Genomic DNA, 24,495 nt, shown 5'->3' on the forward strand with positions numbered 1-24,495 from the left:
ATGGAGCGCATCCCGATCCTGCGGATGGGCGACCTGCTGCTGGTCACCATCCAGGTGGACATGCATGACCAACTGGCGATGACGCTGCAGGAAGACCTGTCGGAAAAGATCAGCGCCACCTCCGCGCGCGGCGTGCTGATCGACATTTCCGCACTGGACATCGTCGACTCCTTCATCGGCCGCATGATCAGCACCATCTCCGGGCTGGCGGCGATCATGGATGCCAGGACCGTGGTGGTGGGCATGCAGCCGGCCGTGGCGATCACGCTGGTCGAGCTGGGCCTGACCCTGCCGTCGGTGCGCACCGCGCTCAATGTCGAACGCGGCATGCGCCTGTTGCAGCAACCCGATCGCGATTCATGACCACCGGTTCGCAACCGGTGCGCACCGAACAGGATGTGGTGCTGGCCCGGCAGACGGTACGCAAGCTGGTGGTGCAGTGCGGCCTGCGTCTGGTCGACCAGACCAAGCTGGTCACCGCAGCCAGCGAGCTTGCCCGCAACACCGTGATCTACGGCGGTGGCGGTGATATGGATTGGGCCCTGGTGGAAAGCGGCATCCGCAAGGGCGTGCAGCTGACCTTCCGCGACGAAGGCCCCGGCATTCCCGACCTGGATCTGGCGCTCACCGATGGCTGGACCTCCGGCAGCGGACTGGGACTGGGCCTGTCCGGCAGCCGTCGGCTGGTGGATGATTTCGTGCTGGACACCGCAGCCGGCAAGGGCACGCGCATCACCATCACCAAATGGAAGTGATGCTTGCTGGCGAGGTCACGCGCGCGTTTCGCGTCGACGAAACCAGCCAGGTCGGGCAGGCACGGCGCGAGGCGGCGGCGCTGGCACAGACGCTGGGTTTCGATGAGGCCGCCGGCGGGCGCGTGGCGCTGGTGGCCACCGAGCTTGCCACCAACATGGTCAAGCATGGACGTGGCGGCTGGCTGCAGTTGTCCACGGTGGCCGCACGCCAGGGCATGGGCGTGGAGATCTGCGCCATCGACGGCGGCCCCGGGTTCGCACTCGTGGACGGCCTGCGCGATGGTTATTCCACCGCCGGCACGCCGGGCACCGGTCTGGGCGCGATCCAGCGCCAGGCGCAGGTGCTGGATGCGTATTCCGATGCCAAGGGTGCGGTGGTGATGGCACGGCTGTTTGCGCAGCAACGCGCCGAGCTGGACCTGCCGTACGGCGCCATCCGCCTGCCGCTGCACAGCGAAACGGTGTGCGGCGATGCCTGGCATCTGGCGATTGGCGACCAGCGGGCGACCGTCACCGTGATCGATGGCCTTGGCCACGGTCCGGGCGCCGCCGATGCTGCCGATGCCGGGACGCGCGCTGCAGCCACGGCCCGCGGCGAGCCCGGCGAGCGCATCGCGCAGCTGCATGCCGGCATGTCCGGCACCCGCGGCGGCGCGGCGGCGGTGATGCAGTTCGACAGCAGCACCGGCCGGGTGCGCTTTGCCGGTGTCGGCAATATCGTCGCCTCGCTGTGCGACGGCGACGGCGTGCGTGGCATGCCGTCGCATCCGGGCATCGTCGGGGTGCAGTTCCGCAAGGCGCAGCCGTTCGATTTTGCGGACGCCGCCGGCAAGCTGCTGGTCATGCACAGCGATGGCCTGCAATCGCGCTGGAACCTGCGCGATCACCCGGGCCTGCTGTCGCGCCATCCGCGTCTGATTGCGGCGGTGCTGTTGCGCGATTACACGCGTGGCCGCGACGATTGCGGCGTATTTGTCATGCGGCTGGGAGGCCTGCAATGAATGCTTCCGGTGAGACACCGCCGCTCGATCCGCTGGCCGAACTGGACGCGCTGCGGCGGCAGAACCAGGCCCTGCGCGAAGAGCTGGAGGAGACCAACCAGGGCGTGCTGGCGCTGTATGCCGAGCTGGATCAGCAGGCCGAACAGCTGCGCGACGTGTCCGAGCTCAAGAGCCGCTTCCTGTCGTACATGAGCCACGAGTTCCGCACCCCGCTCAGCTCGATTCTGAGCATCACGCGGCTGCTGGAAGACGGCATGGACGGGCCGCTGACTGCCGAGCAGTCCAAGCAGGTGCGCTTTGTCAGCGCCTCGGCACGCGAGCTCACCGAGATGGTCGACGACCTGCTGGATCTGGCCAAGATCGAGGCCGGGCGCATCACCATCTCGCCGGGCTGGTTCGACCTGATGGACCTGTTTGCGGCCTTGCGCGGCATGTTCCGCCCGCTCACCGATGCCGGCAGCACCACCTTGATCTTCGAAGATCCGCCGGTGCTGCCGATGCTCTATACCGACGACAAGAAGCTGGCGCAAATCCTGCGCAACTTCATTTCCAACGCGCTCAAGTTCACCCCGCAAGGCCATGTGCGCGTGTTCGCGCAGCTGGAAGGCGAGACCCATGTGCGCTTCGGCGTGCAGGACACCGGCATCGGCATTCCGGCCGAGCTTCACGACGCCTTGTTCGAGGATTTTGTACAGGTGGATTCGCCGTTGCAGAAACGCCTCACCGGCACCGGTCTGGGGCTGTCGATCTGCAAGCGGTTCGCCGAGTTGCTGGGCGGCACGGTGGGGATCAACAGCGTGGTCGGGCAGGGCTCGGAATTTTTCGTGGTGCTGCCGGTCACGCTGGCAGCGGAGGATGCACTTGGGCAGTAAGCCGCACATTCTGGTGGTCGACGACAACGCGGTGACGCGTTATTCGGTACGCCGCGTGCTCGAACACCACCAGTTCGTGGTCGACGAAGCCGGCACCGGCACCGACGGCCTGGCCAAACTGGCCGAGCAGGCATTCTCTGCGGTGGTGCTGGACGTCAATCTGCCGGACATGAGCGGCTTTGACATCGTGCGCACGCTACGCGCCGAGCCGCGCACCGCGTTGCTGCCGGTGGTGCACGTGTCGGCGGCATCGATCGCCACCGGCGACATGATCACCGGCCTGGAGGCCGGTGCCGACGCCTACCTGATTCACCCGGTCGACCCCAGCGTGCTGGTCGCCACGCTGCGCACCCTGTTGCGCGCGCGCCAGGCCGAAGACGCCTTGCGTATCAGCGAGGCACGCTTCCGCGAGATCTTCGAGCACATCAGCGCACCGATTGCGGTGGTCGATGCCAGGCTGCACACGCATGAGGCCAATGCGGCGTTTCAGCGCCTGATCGGCACCGTCACGCCCGGCGAGGCGCTTGCCGTGCCCGGCGTGGACCAGGCCGCCACCGTGCAGGCGCTGACCGACGCGCTTGCGCAGCGCGAGCGCTGGAGCGGCGCCTTGTCGATCCTGCGCGAGGGCAAGGTGTGCGAAACCGAGTGGCGCGTGTCGCCGTATCGCGAGCCAGATCTGGGCCTGCTGCTGGTCGAGGATGTCACCGAACAGCGCCTGCGCGAGCGTGAGCAGCGCCAGGAACTGGATACCGCCACCACCGAGCTGGCCCACCAGATCGCCGAGCGCCAGCGCACCGAAATCCAGTTGCTGCAGGCGCAGAAGATGGAAGCGCTGGGCAAGCTCACCGGCGGCATCGCGCACGACTTCAACAATCTGCTGACCAGCATCATTTCCGGCCTGGACATGATCCAGCTGGCGGTCGAGTCCAACCGCATCGAGCGGGTGCCGCGGCTGGCCGAGATCGCCACCGGCTCGGCGCATCGCGCCGCCGCGCTGACCCAGCGCATGCTGGCCTTTGCACGCAAGCAATCGCTGGATGCGCAGGCCTTCGACATCAATGCACGCGTGCGTTCGCTGGAAGACATGCTGCACCGCTCGATCGGCGAGAACATCGTGCTGGAACTGGAGCTGGCGGACACGCCGCTGGTGGCGGTGGCCGATGCCAATCAGCTCGAAAACGTGGTGCTTAACCTGGTGATCAACGCACGCGACGCGTTGAAGGGCCGGGGCACCATCCGCATCCAGAGCGCGGCCTATACCGCGCAAGGCGATCCGGAACTGGACGATGGCGATTACGTGGCGGTGAACGTGATCGACAACGGCAGCGGCATCGAGCCGGCCATCCTCAATCAGGTCTTCGAGCCGTTCTTCACCACCAAGCCGATCGGCGAGGGCACCGGCCTGGGCTTGTCGATGACCTATGGCTTTGCGCGCCAGTCGGGCGGCACCGCCCGCATCACCAGCACCGTGGGCCGCGGGACCACGGTGGCCCTGCTGCTGCCGCGCGGGCTTACCGCCAGCGCAGTGCCGCCGGCACCGGCACCGAGTTCGCCCCGTACACGCAGCGAGCGCATCCTGCTGGTGGACGACACCGACGTGGTGCGCATGATGGTGAGCGAGGTGCTCAGCGATGCCGGCTACCACGTGGTCGAAGCCGAAGATGCCAACGGCGCGCTGGATCAGTTGCGTGCCGGGGTGGAGATCGATCTGGTGGTGTCCGACGTCGGCCTGCCCGGCATAAACGGGCGCGACATGGCCGATGTCGCGCGCGCGCTGCGGCCCGGCTTGCCGATCCTGTTCATCACCGGCTACGCCGAAAACGCCGCCACCCGCCAGGAATTCCTGGCCGACGGCATGGCGCTGCTGCCCAAACCTTTCAGCCTCAACGACCTGCTCAACATGGTCGGGCAGATGCTCGATAGCAGCGTGATCGCCGCCCGCGCCTGACGCGGTTTACGCGCGTAGGCGCCAGCTGTCGGTGCCTGCGTCTGCCGCGCGACGATGACGACGATGTGCGCGCGCCGCCTCAGGCGTTGACCGCGTCCAGTCCAATGTCGAGCTACGTGTGTTTCAGGTGTGCGCCGCCTGTGCCTGACACGCCATGTTGCACGCGCCTGGCTGCAGTGGATGCTTGTCCAGTGCGCCGGCAGCGCCGGCGTGTCGTTGGCGTGCGCGCGCTCACTGCGCGTACGCGTAGGGGCCGAACGTGGCACCCAGAAAACCGCCGGCACTGTCGGTGCTGAGCATGCGGGCATCGCCCTGTTCCAGCAGTGTCTGCCACTGGCCGCTGCCGACCGCGTAATCCACATGCACGCGTGCGCCATCCAGGGCGAAGCGCAGCGTGACCGGTTGGGTTGCATCGGCCAGCGGCGCGCGCGCCAGCACGGTGCCGCTGCCTGGCTCCTGCGTCCCGGCGCGGCGCGACAGCAGCACCGACATGCCGGCATCCTCGCGCACCAGCAGTAAGGCCAGGTAATGCGTTTCCCTGGCGACGATTGCCAGCCCGGCCTGTTCGCCCGCTGCCAGCGTGCTGCCATCGACGGTCGCCGCCAGCGTGGCGTGGTGGTGCTGCAGACGGTGGCCCAGATACGCCGGCTGCCCGAGGCCGATATCGCCCAGCGCCACGCTCGAGGGCGTGATGCGCAGACCCTGCGGGCCGGTGACATACCACGGCGTCGTTGGCGGATGGACGGTCATCCATTGCATCGGCACGCGCGCGTCCTGGAAATGCTCGCTCCACTGCATCGGCCCGCTGGTGGGTATGCGCTGCGGGTCTGCCGGCAGCGGCGGGCGCGTGGCGACCGCAGGCACAGCCGTGCCGTGCGGCAATATCACCGGCCAGCCGTCGCGCCATTGCACCGGCAGCAGGAAGGTTTCGCGGCCCAGGGTGTAGTGGTTGCCTTGATACGGGCGGGTGGCCAGGAACACCGCCCACCAGGAGCCGTCCTGCAATTCGACCAGTTGCGCGTGGCCGGCGGAGGTGATCGGCGCGCTGCGGCTGGGGTCCAGATCGCGCTGGGTCAGCACCGGATTGCCGCTCCAGGGCTGGTAGGGCCCGGCGATCTGGCGGCTGCGGTAGATCATCTGTGCATGCTGCTCGCCGGTGCCGCCCTCGGCTGCGGTCAGGTAGTAATAGCCATCGCGACGGAACAGGTGCGGGCCTTCGATATGCTCGGGGTTGCTGGCAGGTTGGAAGCCCGCATCCACCAGCACCTGGCGCGTGCCGACCAGCTTCATGCTGGCCAGATCCAGCCGCTGCAGCCAGATCGCGCGGTGTCCGTCGTAACGCAGCTTGCCGGCCGGCACATCGTTGTTGACCAGCCAGGCGCTGCCGTCGTCGTCGAAGAACAGCGATGGGTCGATGCCCTTGGCATCCAGCCAGATCGGGTCCGACCAGGGCCCGGCCGGGTCCTTGGCGGTGATCAGGAAATTGCCGCCATCGCAGTAGAAACAGGTGTTGGCGATGTAGAAGGTGCCGTCGTGGTGGCTGATGCTGGCGGCGAACAGGCCGCGGGTGAGTTCGTCGTTGCCGTATTTGATTTGATCGGGGCGATCGATCGCGTTGCCGATCTGCGTCCAGTTCACCAGATCGCGGCTCTTGAACACCGGCAGGCCGGGGAAATAGCCGAAGCTGGAGTTGACCAGATAGAAGTCGTCGCCGACGCGGACCGCCGACGGGTCCGGATGGAACCCGGCCACGACCGGGTTGCGGTACTGCGCGGCAGTCGGTACCGGGCCGCCGTCATCGCCCTGGTAGTCGATCCGGCTGATCACCGCGCTGCCGGCCTGCGCCAGCTGACAACTCACCGCGGCCAGTACGCCCGCCATCCATCCAAGTCGTTTCAAGCTCTGTTCCTCTCCGCTGAGCGCGTCCGCATGGCGCCAGCATGACAGCACGCAGCCAGCGCAGGCATGCCGTTTCGAAATGCCTGGCGTGCGCCGAGGCATGGCTCTGCAACGGCGGCCATGTGCGCAACGGCACGCTTGCCATAGAGCTGCAACATTGCTGACATATCGTGCGCGCGGCGCCACCTTGCGTCGTCGGCCGGCATGCCCGGTGCCGACGGACGCTGGAATGGTCAACAAAACGTGGCGAGCGGTTGTCAGGTGGGCACGGACGGTAGGGGAGGAACCGGCGTGTACGAGTGCGACGTGCCGATTCCAAGTACCGGCCGTGCCCGCCTGATCGCCGCGCAGTCATGTTGATCGCCACGTTTGCCTCCGTGTCACCCCTCGCGTCACCTACCCAAGGATCATTTCGCATGTCGTTGTACTCGTCTGTTTCCGCGTCCCTGACGTCCGCCACCACGCACGCACCCGCACGCCGTTGCGCCGCCTTGCAGCGCACGCCGCTGGCACGTGCCTGCGCCGGCCTGCTGCTTGCCTCGCTGGCCGCCGCTGCCTCTGCGCAGCAGGCGCCGACGCGCCAGGGCGAGAGCGAGGGCAGCCCGACCGCGCTGGATACGGTCACCGTCACTGCCGAACACCGCGAGCAGAATTTGCAGGAAGTACCGGTGTCGGTGGGCGTGGTGCAGGGCGCGGCGATGCGCGAGTTCACCGCCGGTGGCGACGACACGCTGCTGGCGCTGTCCGGCCGCGTGCCGGGCTTCTATGCCGAGACCACCACCGGGCGCATCTTCCCGCGCTTCTATATCCGTGGCCTGGGCAATATCGACTTCTACCTCGGCGCTTCGCAGCCGGTGTCCATCATCCAGGACGACGTGGTGCTGGAACACGTGGTGCTCAAGTCCAACCCGGTCTATGACGTGGACCAGGTCGAAGTGCTGCGCGGCCCGCAGGGCACCTTGTTCGGCCGCAACACCACCGCCGGCATCGTCAAGTTCGACACCATCAAACCCGGCGATACCTATACCGGCCGCGTCGATGCCAGCTACGGCAGCTACAACACGGTGTCGCTGGACGGCGGCTTCGGCGGCCCGATCAACGACGTGCTGTCGTTCCGCGTGTCGGCCCTGTACCAGCACCGCGACGACTGGGTGGACAACACCTTCGCCGGCAGCAGTGCCGATGGCACGCGCACGCCGCGCAAGGATGCGATGGGCGGCTACAACGACCGCAATGCGCGCCTGCAGCTGCTGCTCAAGCCCAACGATGCGTTCTCGCTGCTGGGCTCGGTGCATACGCGTGACTACGACGGCACCTCCACGTTGTTCCTGCGCAATGCGGTCACGCGCGGCAGCGACAAGGTCGACGTGCCGCGCGATCGCGTGGCCTACGACGAGGCGCACGACAACCCGCAGGCGTATCAGACCGACGGTGGCTCGATCAAGGCGATCTACGATTTCGGCGGGGTGTCGCTGACCTCCATCACCGCCTACGAAACCACCTCCGGCTATAGTCGTGGCGACACCGATGGCGGCGCAGCGGCCAACTACCCGGTCAACGGCGTGCCGAACGGCTTCGGCCAGTCGATGGGGCAGATCCGCGACCTGGATCAGTACACCCAGGAACTGCGTCTGGCCAGCGAAGGCGACGACGCCCTGCAATGGCAGGTGGGCGCGTTCTACTTCGACGGGCGCGATACCACCGATTTCTATCAGCGTGCGTATTTCCTGCAGACCGCCGCGCGCAACCCCAACAACTGGGTGCGCCTGCGCAACACCAATACCTCCTGGGCCGGCTTTGGGCAGCTCAGCTACAAGGCCACCGATGCACTCACCCTGACCGCCGGTCTGCGCCAGACCAAGGACAGCAAGGAAACCCGCCTGCTCAAGACCGCCGATACCGCCGCCGGTGCGGTGACCTATCGCGGCCGTCGCGACGTGCGCATGTCCGATACCCAGCCCAGCTGGGATCTCAGCGCGATGTATGAGATCAATCCCGAGCTGAGCGTCTATGCGCGCGTGGCACGCGGTTTCCGTGGTCCGACCATCCAGGGCCGCAGCGCGGTGTTCAATTCGGATTTCACCACCGCCGATTCGGAAACCATCCTGTCGTGGGAGGCCGGCATCAAGAGCAGCCTGTTCGACAACCGCCTGCGTTTGAACGTCAGCGGCTTCACCTACACGGTGGACGACATCCAGCTCAACGGCAACGACTCGGACGGCAACGGCGTGCTGTTCAATGCCGACAAGGCCAAGGCCTACGGCCTGGAGGCGGATCTGGAGTGGCGCCCGATCTCCAACCTGTCGCTGACCGCCGGCCTGAGCCTGTTGCATAGCGAAATCCACGACGATCGCGTCTACGCGCAGGCCTGTGCGCTCAACGGCGTGGTGGTGTGCACGGTCAACGACCCGACCATCCGCGTCGGTGCCAACACCTTTGCGCAGATCGACGGCAACCCGCTGCCCAACGCGCCAAAGTACAACCTCAATCTGGCCGCGCGCTACGACATCCCGGTGGGCAACGACGGCGCCTTCTTCGTCTCCACCGACTGGAACAAGCAGGGCGAAACCAGCTTCGTGCTGTACGACTCCACCGAGTTCCGTGCCAGCGGCAATTTCGAAGGCGGCCTCAAGCTCGGTTACACCGGCGGCTATGGTGCGTGGGAAGTGGCGGCGTTTGCGCGCAACATCACCAACGAGAAGAACGTCAAGGGCGTGATCGAAAACTACATGGCGGCGGTGTACAACGAGCCGCGCGTGGTGGGCGTGTCGGTCAACGTCAACTGGCAGTAAGAGCGACTGAAAAGTCGCCAGCGGCTGCACGGTGCTCTGGTCAGCCGCTCCCGGTGCTTGATCGATCGACTGCATCACTGCGCGTGTGCCGCAGTGATGCCGATCGTAGAACGTAGAACAGACCCGCTGCGTGCATCATGCAGCGGGTTTTTTTGTGTCAACGGCTGCGCAACACCGACTGCACCCAGCTGACGATCTGCGCGCTGCTCACCGCGCCGGAGTGACGGCCCAGCTCACTGCCGCCGCGGATGACCAGCAAGGTCGGGATGCTGCGGATGCCGAAGCGCGTGCCCAGTGCCGGATGCAGATCGGTATCGACCTTCGCCAGCCGGACCTGCGGTTCGAGCAGTGCCGCGGCTGCGGCAAACTGCGGCGCCATGCTCAGGCACGGCCCGCACCACGGCGCCCAGAAATCCACCACCAATGGCAGCGCGCTGCGCAGCGCATGCTTGTCGAAATCGGTGCCCGACAGCGCCACCGGCGTGCCCAGGAACAAGGGCTTGTGGCAACTGCCGCAGTTGGGTGCATCGCGCAGACGCGCAGCTGCGACACGGTTCATCGCAGCGCAGCTCGGGCAGGCGATCAGGAGCGGTGCGTCGGTCATGCGGCGGTCTCCGGTGGCAGGCAATGCAGTCGCTGTGCTCGCACGCCATGGCGGCAAGTGCGGCTGCATGCCGCCAGTGTAACTGCCATTGTCTAAGGCCCGGTGCCGTCGGCCACTGCCGCAACACCGGGTGTGCGGCGCTCATGCGACAGGTCGGAGCGCACGCGCGCGCTGCAGTGCTCAGCCCGATTGCCCCAGGCTCAGGATCGGAACGAAGCCGCCGTAGATCAGGCGCTTGCCATCGAACGGCATCGGGTTGACCGACGGGTCCATGCGCGGGTCGTCCATCATCTTGCGCATGCCCGCATCGCGGGTCGCCTTGTCCGGCCATTCGATCCACGAAAACACCACGGTTTCGTCGTCGCCGGCATCGACCGCGCGATGGAAGTCGGTCAGTTGTCCATGCTGGACGTCATCGCCCCAGCACTCCACCACGCGCAGCGCGCCGTACTCGATGATGATGGCATCGCCCATGCGGGCATGTTCCAGAAACGCGGCCTTGTTGGCCGTCGGCACCGCGAGCGCAAACCCATCCACATACGACATGACCACCTCCTCAGACATGGCGCACGGCGTGCGCCTGATGATGACGAACAGATGCTGGTGCGACCGCACAAGCTGGAACGCATCGCGGAGATGGATGTCGCCCGCGCGTGGAGTGCGAGCATACGGTGCATCCGGGTGCCGAGCACTGGTCGCGCTCGCATGACGATGCACACCGTTGTCGTGCCCGGTTTCGTTATCGGATCGCATGCGCGGCACGCTGCGTGCCACGTCCTGGATGAGTTCGTCAGTGGGATTATGTTGTGGCGATGGGCTGGGCTTACGACAGGTCGCCAGCCCCGGGATTGCACCGGCTTCGATCAAACATCACGCCTTGCCGGGCGCCGCGGCGAACGCCCGGCGTGATGCTTGTCGCCCCGTTGGCGGCGATTACGCGGCCAGATTGTGTCGCCGCAGCACGGCTTCAAACACCACGTCGCCGCTTTCGTTGCGTGCCTGCAGCGTACCGCCGTGCGCCTTGACGAACTGGTCGGCGATGAACAGGCCCAGCCCCAGGCCCTGGCTGGCATGGAAGCTGGCCTTGAACGGCTCGAACAGGCGCGGCATCAGGCTGTCCGGGATGCGCCCGACATTGCGCACCGACAGCCGCAGCGTGTCGCGTTCGCGTCCGTCCAGGTGCACCCGCACCGGTTGGCTGCCGCCATGCAGCACCGCGTTGCCGACCAGGTTGGACACGACCTGGGCAAGCCGATCGCCATCGCCATCGCCGTCCAGATCGCCTTCGGTACGCAGGTCGATCGGCGTGTGCGGGTTGGCCTGCGCCACTTCGCCGACCACGCTGTGGGTGACTTCGCCCAGATTGCAGGGGCCGAACTGCATCGACAGCCCGTCACTGCGCAGGCGCGAGAAATCCAGCAGCTGCTCGACCATCCGCGCCATCCGCCGCGCGCTGTTTTCCAGGTGATCGAGCGTGCGTGCGGCCGAGCCATCGGCCTCCACATCCAGGCTGAGCTTGTCGGCGCACAGCAGGATCACCGACAGCGGGGTGCGCAGGTCGTGGGTGAGCACGGCCATCATGGTTTCGTTGAGGGTGAGCGCGCGTTCCAGCGAGGCGTTGCGTGCCTTGAGCAGGCGACGCTGCTGGTACAACTCGATGAACACATTGACCTTGCTCAGGATCACGTGCGGCTCGATCGGCTTGTGCAGGAAATCCACCGCGCCGGTTTCGTAGCCCTGGAAGGCGCGCATCGGATCGTTCGGCGATGCGGTCAGGAAAATGATCGGCACATGCCGGCTGCGCTGCGAGCCGCGCATCAGTTCGGCCAGCGAAAAGCCGTCCATTTCCGGCATGTGTACATCCAGCAGCGCCAGCGCCACATCGTGTTCGAGCAACAGCTCCAGCGCCTGCGCGCCGGACGCGGCACACAGCACCTGGAGGCCGTCGCGCTGCAGCAGCGCTTCCATCGCCACCAGGTTCTGCGGCACGTCGTCGACGATCAGCAGCTTGGCGGGTTCATCGCCATTGCCGTGCGCAGCCAGGCCGGTCGCGGTGAGATTCATGGGTGAAAGGCTTCCAGTCTGCTGCAGATCGCCTGCAGGGTGAGCACCGCATCGGCGCCAGCATAGGCGAGAGCGGAGGCGGGCATCAGCGGTGAGGCGGCATCGTCGGGGCGCTGTATCCAGGCGGTGCCACCGACCGCGCGCACGGCTGCCACGCCGGCGCTACCGTCGCTGCTGGCGCCGGTGAGCAGGATCGCCAGCAGGCGCTGCCCGAAGACGTCGGCCGCCGATTCGAACAAGGGGTCGATCGCCGGGCGCGAGAACAGCACCGGTGCATCCATCGACAACGCCAGGCTGTCGCGCGTTTCCACCAGCAGATGGTAGTCGGGCGGGGCGATGGTCACGCTGCCGGCAAGCAGCGGCTGCTTGTCTTCGGCCTCGCGCACCGGCAAGGCGCAGCGTGCATCCATCAGCTCGGCAAGATGGCTGGTGCGGTCGCGTGGCAGATGCAACACCACCAGCACCGGCATCGGCAGGTCCGCAGGCAGGCTGGACAACAGCGCCTGCAAGGCCATGACACCGCCGGCCGAGGCACCGATCACCATCGCGTCGAACTGCGCCGCCGCCGCGTGCATTGCGTTCATGCCGCCGCCTTGCGGAACAGGCGCTGCTCGCGTGCCACGGTTTCGAACGCCTGCGCATGCGCACCGAACTGCAGCGACTCCTTGCTGCCCAGGCCCAGGAACCCGCGGTGCACCAATGCATCGTGGAACAGGCCCACGGCACGGTCCTGCAGGCTGCGGTTGAAATAGATCAGCACGTTGCGGCACGACACCAGGTGCACTTCGGAGAACACCGTATCGGTGGCGAGGCTGTGGTCGGCGAAGACGATATTGCGCTTCAACCGGCGATCGAACACCGCGCCGTCGTAGGCGGTGGTGTAATAGTCCGAGAGCGAGCCGCGGCCGCCGGCATCCAGGTAATTGCGGCTGAACTGCGCGATGCGGTCGATGCCGAAGGCGCCGGCCTCGGCCATGCCCAGGGCTTCGGGATTGATGTCGGTGGCGTAGATCACCGCCTTTTCCAGCAGGCCTTCTTCGTGCAGCAGGATCGCCAGCGACCAGACTTCCTCGCCGGTGCTGCAGCCGGCCACCCACAGCTTGATCGACGGATAGGTGCGCAAGACCGGCACCGCATGCTCGCGCAGCACGCGGAAGTAGGCCGGGTCGCGGAACATCTCCGACACCTGCACGGTGAAGAACTGCATCGCCTGCGCAAAGGTGTCCGGCTCGTGCAGCAGGCGGTGCTGCAGATCGGCCACGCGGGTGCACTCCAGGCGTGCCATTGCGTGGCGCATGCGCCGGCGCAGCGACGACACCGCGTAATCGCGGAAGTCGTAGTGGTAGCGCTGGTAGACCGCTTCCAGCAGCACCCGCAGCTCCAGGTCGAACAGCTCCACCGCGTTCATTGCCGCGAGCACCACACCCGGCACAGCGACACCAGCTTGTCCACGTCGATGGGCTTGGCGATGTAGTCGTTGGCGCCGGCCTCCAGACAACGTTCGCGATCGTCGGCCATGGCCTTGGCGGTCAGCGCGATGATCGGCAGATCCTGCCACTGGCGGTTGGCGCGGATCTGACGCATCGCGGTCAGGCCGTCCATCTCCGGCATCATGATGTCCATCAGCACCAGGTCCACCTCGTGCTTGGCCAGATGTTCCAGCGCCTCGCGGCCGTTGCGGGCGATCTGCAGCGTCACGCCCAGCGGCTCGAGCACGCTGGAGAGCGCAAAGATGTTGCGCACGTCGTCCTCGGCCAGCAGCACGGTGGCGCCGTCCAGCACCGCGTCGCGGCGGCGCGCTTCGCGCAGCAGGCGTTGCTGGTCGCTGGGCAGCGAGGCTTCCACGCTGTGCAGGAACAGTGTCACCTCATCGAGCAGGCGCTCGGGCGAGCGCACGCCCTTGATGATGATGCTCTTGGAATAGCGGCGAAGGCGTTGTTCCTCGTCGCGGGTGAGCGCGCGCCCGGTGTAGACGATGACCGGCGGAAACGCGACTGCGTCGTTGCCGGCCATGCGCTCGAGCAGGTCGTAGCCGCTGCCGTCGGGTAGCGCCAGATCGGTGACCATGCAGTCGAAGGTCGAGCCGGCCAACTGCTGCATCGCCTCGGCGATACTGCCCACCGCGATGATCTCCAGCTGATCGCGCGCCAGCAGCAATTGCAGATTCGCGCGCAGCGCGCTGTCGTCCTCGACGATCAGCAGGCGGCGCACCGCGCGTGCATTGGTGTCTTCCAGTTGACGGATCGCGCCCGCCAGCAGCTCGCGCGTGGCCGGCTTGATCAGATAGCCCACCGCGCCCAGTTCCAGCGCAATCTGGCTGCGCTCCAGCGCGGAGACCACATGCACCGGAATATGGCGCGTGGCCGGATCGCGCTTGAGGCGTTCGAGCACGCTCAGGCCGGACGCATCCGGCAGGCCGATATCGAGCAGGATGCCGCTGGGACGCAGTTCGGCGGCCAGGCGCAGCGCTTCTTCGGCGCTGGGCGCCACCACGCAATCGAAGTCCAGCTCGTGCGCCAGGTCGACCAGCGCCTGTGCAAAGCGTGCTTCGTCTTCCACCGCCAGGATCAGCCGGCCGGGACGGGTGCGTTGGTCGCGATCATCGTCGGCACGCTGCAGCGACGGGGCGGCGGCTGCCGGAATCGGCAGCGGCGTTCCCGTGGACGCAACCGTTGCGCGCCCATCGAGGCGCGAGGCCATGGCCGTGCCACTGGCGGATTGCGACAACGGCGTGGCGCCGATCGCCAGCGCACCCGCGTTGGCCTGTGCTGCGGTGACCAGCTCGGCCGGCGCGCCGTCGATCGGCAATTCCAGCGTGAAACAGCTGCCGCGTCCGGGCTGGCTGTCCACGCGGATGCTGCCGCCCATGCGCTGGGCCAGGTCGCGCGAGATCGACAGCCCCAAGCCGGTGCCGCCATAGCGACGGCGCGTGCTGCCATCGGCCTGACGGAACGCTTCGAAGATGACCTCGGTCTGTTCGTGCGCGATGCCGATGCCGGTGTCGTTGACCTTGAACAGCACCCGGCCCGGCGTGTGCGCCTGGATCGACAGGCTGACGCTGCCGTGCTCGGTGAACTTGATCGCGTTGGCCAGCAGGTTCTTGAGGATCTGCTGCAGGCGCTGGCTATCGACGACCAGTTGCGTCGGTGCGTCCGATTCGGCAGCCATCTGCAACGCCAGGCCTTTCTGGCGCGCCAGCGGCTCGAAGGTTTCGCGCAGGCGCTGCAGCACCGAGCTGGTGGCGACGGTTTCGTCGGCGAGTTCCACATGCCCGGCTTCGATCTTGGACAGGTCGAGAATGTCGTTGATCAACGCCAGCAGATCGTTGTTGGACGACAGGATCGCCTGTGCGTATTTCACCTGCTCGGGGCTGAGCGTGCCGTCCTTGTTGTCCGACAGCAGCTTGGCCAGGATCAACGCGCTGTTGAGCGGCGTGCGCAGCTCGTGCGACATGTTGGCCAGGAACTCGGATTTGTAGCGCGAGGCGGTGGACAGCTCGTTGCTGTTGCGCACCAGCTGGTTCTGCGCGATCAGCAAGGCCTGCTTCTGCGCTTCCAACGCCTGGGTGCGTTCTTCCAGCTGCACGTTGGTCTGTTCCAGCTCGGCTTGCTGCAGTTCCAGATCGCTCTGCGATTGCTGCAGGCTGCGGCTTTGTTCCTCCAGCTCCTCGTTGGCCACGCGCAGCTCTTCCTGCTGGGTCTGCAGTTCCTCGCTTTGGCGCTGGGTTTCTTCCAGCAGGGCCACCAGCTGCGCGCGCAGCAATGCCGTGCGCAAGGCCAGGCCGATGTTTTCGCCGCAGCGCGTAAGGAGCTCTTCCTCGCGCGTGCGGGCAGTGCCCTGCGCAGCGGCGCGGCCCAGCTCCAGGATGCCGATCACCCGCCCATCGGCGATGACCGGCGCCAGCAGCAGCTCCTGGCAGGCGCTGCGGCCCAGGCCCGAGGCGATCTGCAGATGTCCGGCCTCCACACCGCGCACCCGGCGCACCGCGCCGCTACGCAAGGCCTCGCCGAGTTGGCCGGCATCGGTCGGCAATGTCCTGGACACATCGGCCGGCAGCGCGGCGCCGCCGGTCAGACGCAGGCGCTCGCCCTCGATGCGATACAACGCGCCGACCTGCGCATCCAGCGTGTCGCACAGCGCGCGCACGGCGGCATTGGCCAGATCGTCCGGGCTGTGATCGCCGCGCAAACTGGCTTCGACGGTGTTTTCGGCCTGCTGCAGCCACAGCGCCAGTTCGGCCTGGCGGCGCGCGCGGATCGCCTGCATCACCACCAGCGCCATCGCCAGGAACGACACCCCGCCGATGCTGCGGTTGATCGAGGAAAAACTGGAACTGGTACTGGATGGTGCCAGCTGAAAACCGACGGCCAGCAGCACGCACGAGAGCGCGGCGACCACCAGTGGCACCTGCACGCGATTCTGGAAAACCGTCACGCCCACAGCGACGAAATAGGTCAGCCACACCGCATAGCCGAGCGGCGTGACCAATTCCACGCCGAGCGTTCCCGCCATCAGGGCCCCCGCGATCACCCACACCCAGCGGTCGCGTGTGGTCGAGATGTTCTGCATAAAGGCACGGACCGGACAGAGAGGGCGGTCATGGTAGCCGATAAGTTTCACGCGCAAATCGCCGGGATTTTGACGCTCTGCAGCCGGGTCGGCTTGCACGCAGCCTTCACGCACTCGTCACTATGGTCGCGCGCTTTCTCGGGGGAAAGTTGCGTGATGGATGCGGAAACGGCCGTCGACAGTGCGGGGCCGCTTTCTCACGACAGCCGGCAGTGCCAGCTGTTGGTGCAGAGCGTGTCCGATTATGCGATCTACATGCTCGATACGGGCGGCCATGTGTGCAGCTGGAATCCCGGCGGCGAGCGCATCAAGGGTTACACCGCCGCCGAGATCATTGGCTCGCACTTTTCGCGTTTCTATCTGCCAGAGGATGCGCAGGGCGGCGAGCCGGCCCGCAATCTGGACACCGCCAAACGCGAGGGGCGCTTTGCCACCGAAGGCTGGCGGGTGCGCAAGGACGGCAGCCGCTTCTGGGCGAGCGTGGCGATCGAGCCGGTGCTGGAATTCGGCGTGCTGGTCGGCTTTGCCAAGGTTACCTGCGACATCGACCAGCGGCACCAGGCGCAGCAGCTGTTGCAGCACGCGCAGCACGCCCTGATGCAGTCGCAGAAGGTGGATGCGCTGGGCCGCCTGACGCTCGGCATGGCGCACGATTTCAATAATCTGCTGACCGTGATGGTGACCAGCCTGGATCTGATCGCGCTGCGTGCCGGCGACGATGCGCGCACGCGCATGCTGGTGGAAGCGGCGCAGACGGCAGTCGATCGAGGCACCTTGCTGACGCGCCAGCTGCTCGCCTTTGCACGCGGGCAGCGGCTGATTCCTGAGCGCCATGGCGCCAACGCGGTGGTGACGCGCTCGCTGGAACTGCTGCGGCGTGCCTGCCCGGCCGGCCTTGCCTTGTCGCTCAAGTTTGCCGAGCAACTGCCCGATATCCGCGTGGACCCCGGCCAACTGGAAGCGGCCTTGCTCAATCTGGTGTTCAACAGCTGCGATGCCATGCCTGGCGGCGGCAATATCGTGCTGGAAACGGCCGTGCAGCAGCGTGTTGCGCCGTCCGATCCGCATGGCCGGCCGCGCAATTACGTCAGCATTGTCGTGCGCGATGATGGCCCCGGCATGTCTGCACACGTGGCGCAATGCGCCAGTGAGCCGTTTTTCACCACCAAGGACGTGGGCAAGGGCTCGGGCCTGGGATTGAGCCAGGTATACGGCTTTGCGTCCCAATCCGGTGGTTTTGTCGAGCTGGATACCGCTCCTGGCCGCGGCACCACCGTTACCCTGTTTCTCCCGGCCATCGAGGAGGCTGAGCATGACTGAACCCCTGCGTCTGTTGATGGTGGAAGATCAGCAGGAATTGCGCGAACTGATCGGCGAGGCGCTGCGTGATGCAGGCATCACCGTCGAAACCGCCGACGACGGCCACAGCGCCTTGCGCATGCTGCGCGAGAACGGCCCCTATGATGTGGTCTTCAGCGACATCCGCATGCCCAACGGCATGTCGGGCATCGAACTGAGCGAACACGTGGCGCAGCTGCTGCCGCAGGCGCGGGTGATCCTGGCCTCGGGGTTTGCAAAGGCGCAATTGCCGCCGCTGCCGGCGCAGGTGGATTTCCTGCCCAAGCCGTATCGCCTGCGTCAGCTGATCGATGTGTTAAAAGGCGTGGCAACCAACGCCTGAGCGTTGGCTGCATGTGTCCTGCGCTGCAGAAAGCCCTGCCTGCAATCGCGCGGGCCGTGACCGAGTATCCTGCGGCTGCGCCGCTCAACGGCTCTGGTAGTACACCTTGTCGATGGCAATCTCCACTGGCGTAGCCGGCGGATCGGCCACCAGCATGAACATCTGTTTGACCGCCTGCAGATCCAGGTCGTAGAACGCACTGAAGGGAATGCTCACCTCGTGCCAGGCGCCATCGCGCACCAGGCCGTACTGATTGCCGCCCGCGGCAAAATCCACCCAGCTGTCGCCAAAGCTGGTGTTGATGCCGATCTTGAAGGTCGATGGCGTGGTGGTTTTCAGATGCAGCTTCAGCGCGCCGCCGGCATAGGCGGCCATGTCGCGATAGTCGGTCTGGATGCCCAGGCCATACCAGGCACCGGCGTTGGCGCGGTAGGCCATCACGTTGCTGCCTTCGAACGGCGCCTGCGCAATCGGGGTGAGGTTGTTCCACAGATACAGCTCGGCATCCTGGCCGAAGTTGAGCCGCCCGCTAGTATCGGCCTGCTCGGTGAACACGCCGAATCGCCCCGCAGGCGCTGCGTGTTGCGCACCTACATACAGTTGCGAACCGGGGTTTTGATACAGGCGGATGTAATCGATCTCCATCCTGCCCGGCAACGGCGCGGTCACCGCCGCAGGCGAGGTGATGCCGGTATAGGTGCCGCCCACGGCGAGATTGAGCAGCAGATACTGCTGCTGATGGAATTCGTGCAGCGAGGCGCCTTCGATATTGGAGATCGCAAACTCGAAGTACTGCTGGCCGTCGATCGACACGCGGATGAACTGCGGGTCCCAGGTCATGCGGTACACATGGAAGTCGGCATGCAGATCCACCGGGCTGGTGTAGCTGGTGTCGTAGTCGGCCTGCTGGCCGTTGTAGTCCCAGTGCACCGCGGCGCCGATACGGCGATTGGCGGTGCCATTGGCGATCGCCGCGGCCATGCCGGCTTCCAGCAGGTCGATCTCGCCGCGACCTGGCCACACGCCGATGGTGCCCAGCATCCAGTACGCCGGCCACAGCCCGTTGCCCACCACCGGCGTCTTGATGCGCGCCTCCAGCGTGCCGTATTTGAAGTGCATGCGGCCTTCGGTCTTGAGACGCGCCGAGGTAAACGGCATGCCATGGAATGCTTCGCGTCGCGCTTCGATCACCAGCCGGCCGTTATCGATGCGCGCGTTTTCGGCGCGGCTGGTGTAGTACTGCATCTCCCCGTTGCCCCAGCCGCACAGGCCGATCTGGCAGCCGTTGCCGACGTCATAGGTCCACTTGTTGCCATCGATGCCGGGGCCATTGAAGTTATCTTCCCAGACCAGAGTTTGCGCGTGCGCGCCTGGTGGCATCGCCGCTGCGCACAGCAGGGCGAACTGCACAGCGACACTGCGTAGCGTGTTCATTGCGTGCGTCTCCAAAAAGTGGACCGACGTCCATGGAGAAGTGACGCTGCGCAGCGGCTACTTCAGTGTCAAAGCAATTGTGTAGCGCGTTTCAGTTCCGTGGTGTTCATTCCGGAATAATCCATCATTGGCATGACGGCGGTCGCAGACTACATGCGCCGGATGCTGCGTGGCAGCAGCTGGCTGCGGATGTTTCGTTGCGGGCGCGACCGCATCTGCGGCGTCTAGGTCAATGCGTTCAAGCCGGCAGATGCTCCGAGCGCCAACGCATGCACGCGTTGGCAGGCTCTGGAGTGGCTACGGCGCTGGGAACGCCATCGGAATGCCACCGTGGCCGGCAAGCCACGTGCTGCGGCACATCGATGGCCTTGCGGATGCATCGGCACATTGCCCGCGGCAGCGTTTCGCGCATCCCGCATACGCCGGACTCAATGCCCGGCGTGCACCGTCCAGGCCACCAGCCGTATCACCAGCGGTCGCACCACCAGCACGCAGCAGAACGCGGTGGGCATCGCAATGCGGTAAGCGTCCAGCACGCGCCACAGGTAGCCGTGGGCAAGGCCGGTGTTGGCGCCGGTGATCACCAGGCACATCAGCAAGGCCATGATCGCGGCCATATAGAACGCGAACACAAACGGGGTGGTGCGCACGCCGAGTTTCCAGCGCGGGCGCAGCAATGAGGAGGAGGGGGGAGATGACGACATGCAGTGGCCTCGGTTGCCGCGGATCGGCGTGATGGGAAGCACTGTAGAGACGCCACTGCGGGCGGGGTAGATCGCGTAGCCTTGCGGCTTACGTAAGAAAAACTTACGAATCGTTTGGTAATACTTGCCTAGCCAATGAACATTCTTCAGTCCATCCGTAGCTTTGTCAGCACTGTAGATGCCGGCAGCATTGCCGGAGGCGCCAAGTTGCTGGGCATCAGTGCGGCTGCGGTCAGCCAGAACATCGCGCGTCTGGAGCATCACCTGGGCGTGCGTCTGCTGCACCGGACCACGCGCAGCCTGGCGCTGACCGAGCGCGGCACGCTGTACTTCGAGCAGGTGCGGCAGCTGGAGCGCGACCTGGAGCGCGCGCGCCAATCAGTGGCCGGGCCGCAGCAGGCGCCGGCGGGGCGTTTGCGGGTGGCCAGCACCGCGGCCTTCGCACGGCACGTGCTCGCCCCGATGCTGCCGGCCCTGCGTCAGCAGTACCCGCAGCTGGAGATCGAGCTGTTGTGCACCGACCGGGCCGTGCAGCACGCGCAGGAAAGCGTGGATGTCAGCCTGCGCATTGAGGCGCAGCTGGAAGACGGTCTGGTCGCACGCTGCATCGCCCAGGTACCGCTGGTGGTCTGCGCAGCGCCGGAGTATCTGGCGCGCTGCGGGACGCCGCAGGGCGCGGACGACTTGAAGTATCACGATTGCCTGCTGCTGCGTTACCCGGTCGACGGGCGCTGCCTGCCGTGGAATTTCGTGCGTAATGGCGTGCGCTTCCAGCCGGAACTGGGCAAGGCGATGGTCAGCGACGATATCGACGCGCTCGCCACCATGGCCGCTGCCGGCGGCGGCATCGCGCGGCTGGCCGCCTATGTCGTGCAGCCTTACCTGCAGCGCGGCGAGCTGCAGCCGCTGTTTGTCTCCGATCTCGCCAGCACCGCCCAGGCATTACCGGAGCCGCTGCGGATCTACCTCTGCGTCGCCGATCGCCGCGACTTCACCCCGAAGGTGCGCGCCTTCATGGAACACGTGCTCGAACGCCTTCCAGTGCAATGGCGTACTGCCGAGCCTGCACTGACGCCGGCTCACGCAGCAACCGGGGTGTAGCCAGCATTCGACATCTGGAGAGCGCCTGGTCTGTGCTCTGTTCGACAGGGCGCACCACGCGGGCGTGACGTGCTGATGCGTGATGGATGCCACGTTGCTTGAGAGCGAACGACGCTGAAGACGCAGTTTGCGCAGTTGTCGTTCTTGACCAACGACTAAGGCGGCAGTTGATGCTGCCGCTGCCATCGCTCACTCCAGCTTGAGCATCACCACCGAGCGCGCCGGCAGCGCGACAGTCACTGCGTTGCCTTGCACGCGTGCCCCATCGAACGCTTTGGGTTCCACCGTGCGCGGCTGCGTAAAGGTATTGTGCGCAGTGATCGCCGGCCCGGTCAGAATCTGCCCGGTCACCCCGCTCGCCGTCAGGCCATCCACCTCCACATTGACGCTCGCGGCCGACGTCGCATCCAGATTGGTCAGGGCGATATAGACGTGTCCATCCCTGGCCTTGACCGCCGAGCCGTGCACTGCGGGCACGTGGACGTCGCCATGGCGATACTCGGGTGTACTTAGTTGCAACGGCAGCTGGGTGGCGTCGTGGTAGGGCTTGTACAGCGCGAACACGTGGTAGGTGGGCGTCAGCACCATCTTGTCGCCGTCGGTGAGGATCATCGCCTGCAGCACATTGACCATCTGCGCGATATTGGCCATGCGCACGCGCTCGGCATGTGCGCTGAAGATGTCGATGTTCAACGACGCCACCAGTGCATCGCGCAGCGTGTTCTGCTGATGCAGGAAGCCCGGGTTCGCATCCGGCAGCCCGGCGTACCAGGTGCCCCATTCGTCCACCACCAGCGCGACTTTCCTGCCCGGGTCGTAGCGGTCCATGATCGCGCTGTGTTTGCGGATCAGCTCGTCCATCACCATCGTGCGCGACAGCGTGTCGATCCAGGCGGCTTCGTCGAAGTCGGTGGAGGAGGCGCGCGGTGGCCAGCCACCTGGCACGGTGTAGTAATGCAGGCTCAGGCCGTCCATCAGCGTGCCGGCCTCGCGCATCATCACCTCGGTCCAGTGGTAATCGTCGTTGTTGGGGCCGGGCGCGATCTTGAGGATCTTCTGATTGGCCGGCGCCTTGACGAAGGTCTGGTAGCGCCGATAGACGTCGGCCGCGTATTCGACGCGCATGTTGCCGCCGCAGCCCCACAGCTCGTTGCCGACGCCGAAGTAGGGCACCTGCCACGGTGCGTCGCGGCCATTGGCGCGGCGCTCGTTGGCCAGGCTCGAGCGGGTCGGTGCCGTCATGTATTCGGCCCACTGCGCGATCTCGTCCGGCGCCGCATTGCCCACATTGCCGGCGATATAGGCCTGGGTGCCGAGCAGTTCGGTGAAGTCCATGAACTCGTGCGTGCCGAAGCGGTTGGACTCTTCCACGCCGCCCCAGTGCGTGTTGACGCTGACCGGGCGCTTGGCCGGCGCACCGACGCCATCGCGCCAATGGTATTCGTCGGCAAAACAGCCGCCGGGCCAGCGGATGTTGGGCACCGCAATCGCCTTCAACGCTGCCAGCACATCGTTGCGATAGCCGCGCGTATTGGCAATCGCCGAGTCCTCGCCGACCCACACCCCGCCGTAGATGCCGGTGCCCAGATGCTCGGCGAACTGGCCGAACAGCTGCCGCGACACCTGTGCACCGGGCTGGTCCACGCGCAGCGTGCCGGTCACCTTGACCTCGGCCGCGGGGGCGGCGAGCGCGCTGGCGAGCAAGGCCGCGCCAACGACAGCCTGCAACAGCCGTCCCGGTGAGATTCGCAAAGTGAGGGAAATCCACTGCATCGGCTTGGCGCTCCTGTGCTGATCGATCGAGGTAGTCACACGCCGCTGCGGGGCGGGCGCGTCGCTAGCCTAGTGCCTGCAATGGCAGGTTGTCGCTGTATCGCGATCGATCAGCCAGAGGCTGGCGCAGGTCTCGCCGACATGGTCATCACGTCGCACGCCAGGATGTGCGCCGGGGCATGGTCGGCGACCGCGCTCCCCCGCTATGCTCGCCAGCTTCCAGTATCGGCAGGACGATCCATGCAGCGAGTGTTCGGGCAGTTGCCAGACGGTGTCGAAGTCCACGCGCTCACGCTGCGCAGCACTGCCGGGCTGGAGGCGGAGGTGCTCACCTACGGCGGCATCCTGCATGCGCTGCGGCTGACCACCGAGCACGGAGTGGTGCCGCTGCTGCTGGCATTACCGGATCTGCCGGCCTACGCCGCCGATGGCGACAGCCTCAATATCCTGGTCGGCCGCTACGGCAACCGTATCGCCGGCGCGCGCTACACGCTGGATGGGGTCACCCACACGCTGGCGGCCAATGAAGGGCGCAACCAGTTGCACGGCGGCCTGCGCGGCTTCGGTCGGCGCGTGTGGAGCGTGCTGGAGCAGGCGCCGGACCAGGTGCTGCTCGGTTACGACTCGCCCGATGGCGAAGAAGGCTATCCCGGCAATCTGCAGGTGCGTGCGCGGCTGCAGCTGCAAGGACGCAGCCTGCGGCTGGACTTCGAGGCGCACTGCGATGCCGCCACCGCGTTGAACCTCACCCATCACCCGTACTTCAATTTATCCGGCGACCCGCATCGGCGCGCCGCGCTGCAGGTGCTGCGGGTGCCAGCCGATCGCTATCTGCCGGTGGATGCCGAATCGATCCCGACCGGCGAAATCGCCTCCGTCGCTGGTACGCCGTTCGATTTCCGCCATGCTGCGGCGTTGGCCGACAAGATCAATCCGTCGCACCCGCAGGTGGTGCTCGGCAAGGGCTACGACCAATGCCTGGTGCTGGCCGCCGGAGCCGATTGCGTTGCCGAGCTGTACTCGCCGCACAGTGGCGTGGCGCTGCGCATCAGCAGCGACGCGCCGGCGGTGCAACTCTACGAAGGCCAGCATCTGGACGACCACCATCCCGGACTCGGCCGCGGCGTCTGCCTCGAGCCGCAGGACTACCCGGACGCGCCCAATCACCCCAACTTCCCGTCGACGATCCTGCGGCCCAGGCAGGTCTATCGCCGCCGCATCGCCTATCACTTCGCCAGCCCGGGGCCGGATCAGCCGTGGGCGGTGGTGAGCGCTGCGCTGGACGCCTGAGCGCGGGT

At 66.2% G+C, this 24,495-nt stretch carries 20 protein-coding genes and 1 other RNA gene; 10 read left to right on the top strand and 11 right to left on the bottom strand.

Annotated features, from left to right (window positions below):
• Genes AC1PLA_RS06600 through AC1PLA_RS06620 form a run of 5 tightly spaced genes read left to right on the top strand, consistent with a single transcriptional unit; the run spans position 1 to position 4,576 of the window.
• Positions 1 to 363: an STAS domain-containing protein gene (locus AC1PLA_RS06600; RefSeq protein ID WP_016901513.1), complete on the top strand. Its 363-nt coding sequence runs from the start codon at positions 1 to 3 to the stop codon at positions 361 to 363.
• The gene (locus AC1PLA_RS06605; RefSeq protein WP_016901512.1) at positions 360 to 755 is read left to right on the top strand and encodes an ATP-binding protein; all 396 of its coding nucleotides are present in this window, start codon (positions 360 to 362) and stop codon (positions 753 to 755) included. The genes AC1PLA_RS06600 and AC1PLA_RS06605 overlap by 4 nt, the downstream gene beginning before the upstream one ends.
• Positions 746 to 1,756 carry an ATP-binding protein gene (locus AC1PLA_RS06610; RefSeq protein WP_104570222.1) on the top strand — a complete coding sequence of 337 codons (1,011 nt, stop codon included), beginning with the start codon at positions 746 to 748 and terminating at the stop codon, positions 1,754 to 1,756. The genes AC1PLA_RS06605 and AC1PLA_RS06610 overlap by 10 nt, the downstream gene beginning before the upstream one ends.
• Positions 1,753 to 2,628, top strand: coding sequence for a sensor histidine kinase (locus AC1PLA_RS06615; protein WP_016901510.1), 876 nt, complete (start codon positions 1,753 to 1,755; stop codon positions 2,626 to 2,628). The genes AC1PLA_RS06610 and AC1PLA_RS06615 overlap by 4 nt, the downstream gene beginning before the upstream one ends.
• On the top strand, positions 2,618 to 4,576 hold the full coding sequence (locus AC1PLA_RS06620) for a response regulator (protein WP_481105819.1): 1,959 nt from the start codon (positions 2,618 to 2,620) through the stop codon (positions 4,574 to 4,576). Before AC1PLA_RS06615 ends, AC1PLA_RS06620 begins: the two co-directional genes overlap by 11 nt.
• Positions 4,577 to 4,807: 231 nt before the next feature.
• Here the strand turns inward: AC1PLA_RS06620 and AC1PLA_RS06625 are convergent, their stop codons facing one another.
• Together AC1PLA_RS06625 and AC1PLA_RS06630 are read right to left on the bottom strand one after the other, a co-directional pair.
• The gene (locus AC1PLA_RS06625; RefSeq protein WP_481106166.1) at positions 4,808 to 6,457 is read right to left on the bottom strand and encodes a glycoside hydrolase family 43 protein; all 1,650 of its coding nucleotides are present in this window, start codon (positions 6,455 to 6,457) and stop codon (positions 4,808 to 4,810) included.
• Positions 6,458 to 6,706: 249 nt separating this feature from the next.
• Positions 6,707 to 6,783: non-coding RNA, sX9 sRNA (locus AC1PLA_RS06630), on the bottom strand.
• Between the two features lie 108 nt (positions 6,784 to 6,891).
• Here AC1PLA_RS06630 and AC1PLA_RS06635 point away from each other — a divergent pair.
• Entirely contained in the window at positions 6,892 to 9,267 is a 2,376-nt protein-coding gene (locus tag AC1PLA_RS06635; protein WP_481105820.1) for a TonB-dependent receptor, read from the top strand.
• A 157-nt stretch (positions 9,268 to 9,424) separates the two neighbouring features.
• On the opposite strand, the gene trxC is transcribed toward AC1PLA_RS06635, so the two are convergent.
• The 6 genes from trxC to AC1PLA_RS06665 all read right to left on the bottom strand — a co-directional run bounded on the left by trxC (position 9,425) and on the right by AC1PLA_RS06665 (position 16,504).
• Positions 9,425 to 9,871 carry a thioredoxin TrxC gene (trxC, locus tag AC1PLA_RS06640; protein ID WP_104570220.1) on the bottom strand — a complete coding sequence of 149 codons (447 nt, stop codon included), beginning with the start codon at positions 9,869 to 9,871 and terminating at the stop codon, positions 9,425 to 9,427.
• Between the two features lie 180 nt (positions 9,872 to 10,051).
• Positions 10,052 to 10,417, bottom strand: a complete 366-nt coding sequence (locus tag AC1PLA_RS06645; RefSeq protein ID WP_039522643.1) for a DUF1428 domain-containing protein — start codon at positions 10,415 to 10,417, stop codon at positions 10,052 to 10,054.
• Between the two features lie 387 nt (positions 10,418 to 10,804).
• Complete coding sequence (locus AC1PLA_RS06650) at positions 10,805 to 11,935, bottom strand: hybrid sensor histidine kinase/response regulator (RefSeq protein ID WP_102254696.1); 1,131 nt, start codon at positions 11,933 to 11,935, stop codon at positions 10,805 to 10,807.
• Positions 11,932 to 12,510: a chemotaxis protein CheB gene (locus tag AC1PLA_RS06655; protein WP_024938076.1), complete on the bottom strand. Its 579-nt coding sequence runs from the start codon at positions 12,508 to 12,510 to the stop codon at positions 11,932 to 11,934. The genes AC1PLA_RS06650 and AC1PLA_RS06655 overlap by 4 nt, the downstream gene beginning before the upstream one ends.
• A 5-nt stretch (positions 12,511 to 12,515) precedes the next feature.
• The gene (locus AC1PLA_RS06660) at positions 12,516 to 13,367 is read right to left on the bottom strand and encodes a CheR family methyltransferase (RefSeq protein WP_172454412.1); all 852 of its coding nucleotides are present in this window, start codon (positions 13,365 to 13,367) and stop codon (positions 12,516 to 12,518) included.
• Positions 13,340 to 16,504 (bottom strand): response regulator, encoded by a 3,165-nt coding sequence (locus AC1PLA_RS06665; RefSeq protein ID WP_481105821.1) that lies wholly within the window; start codon positions 16,502 to 16,504, stop codon positions 13,340 to 13,342. Before AC1PLA_RS06665 ends, AC1PLA_RS06660 begins: the two co-directional genes overlap by 28 nt.
• A gap of 156 nt (positions 16,505 to 16,660) precedes the next feature.
• Between AC1PLA_RS06665 and AC1PLA_RS06670 the strand changes: the two genes are divergently transcribed.
• Both AC1PLA_RS06670 and AC1PLA_RS06675 read left to right on the top strand, forming a co-directional pair.
• Positions 16,661 to 17,824 carry an ATP-binding protein gene (locus AC1PLA_RS06670; protein WP_481105822.1) on the top strand — a complete coding sequence of 388 codons (1,164 nt, stop codon included), beginning with the start codon at positions 16,661 to 16,663 and terminating at the stop codon, positions 17,822 to 17,824.
• Complete coding sequence (locus AC1PLA_RS06675; RefSeq protein ID WP_016901499.1) at positions 17,817 to 18,185, top strand: response regulator; 369 nt, start codon at positions 17,817 to 17,819, stop codon at positions 18,183 to 18,185. Before AC1PLA_RS06670 ends, AC1PLA_RS06675 begins: the two co-directional genes overlap by 8 nt.
• Positions 18,186 to 18,269: 84 nt before the next feature.
• Here the strand turns inward: AC1PLA_RS06675 and AC1PLA_RS06680 are convergent, their stop codons facing one another.
• Both AC1PLA_RS06680 and AC1PLA_RS06685 read right to left on the bottom strand, forming a co-directional pair.
• Positions 18,270 to 19,619, bottom strand: coding sequence for a glycoside hydrolase family 16 protein (locus tag AC1PLA_RS06680; RefSeq protein ID WP_481105823.1), 1,350 nt, complete (start codon positions 19,617 to 19,619; stop codon positions 18,270 to 18,272).
• Between the two features lie 428 nt (positions 19,620 to 20,047).
• A complete protein-coding gene (locus AC1PLA_RS06685; RefSeq protein WP_481105824.1) occupies positions 20,048 to 20,323 on the bottom strand; it encodes a DUF2798 domain-containing protein in 276 nt (91 codons plus the stop codon).
• 135 nt (positions 20,324 to 20,458) lie between these two features.
• On the opposite strand from AC1PLA_RS06685, the gene AC1PLA_RS06690 reads away from it, so the two are divergent.
• On the top strand, positions 20,459 to 21,424 hold the full coding sequence (locus AC1PLA_RS06690; protein WP_481105825.1) for a LysR family transcriptional regulator: 966 nt from the start codon (positions 20,459 to 20,461) through the stop codon (positions 21,422 to 21,424).
• A 189-nt stretch (positions 21,425 to 21,613) separates the two neighbouring features.
• On the opposite strand, the gene AC1PLA_RS06695 is transcribed toward AC1PLA_RS06690, so the two are convergent.
• Positions 21,614 to 23,197: an alpha-N-arabinofuranosidase gene (locus AC1PLA_RS06695; protein ID WP_481105826.1), complete on the bottom strand. Its 1,584-nt coding sequence runs from the start codon at positions 23,195 to 23,197 to the stop codon at positions 21,614 to 21,616.
• A gap of 240 nt (positions 23,198 to 23,437) precedes the next feature.
• Between AC1PLA_RS06695 and AC1PLA_RS06700 the strand changes: the two genes are divergently transcribed.
• Complete coding sequence (locus AC1PLA_RS06700; RefSeq protein ID WP_481105827.1) at positions 23,438 to 24,487, top strand: aldose epimerase family protein; 1,050 nt, start codon at positions 23,438 to 23,440, stop codon at positions 24,485 to 24,487.
• The last annotated feature ends 8 nt before the right edge of the window (positions 24,488 to 24,495 follow it).

Source organism: Xanthomonas sp. NCPPB 1826 (genome assembly GCF_056725285.1).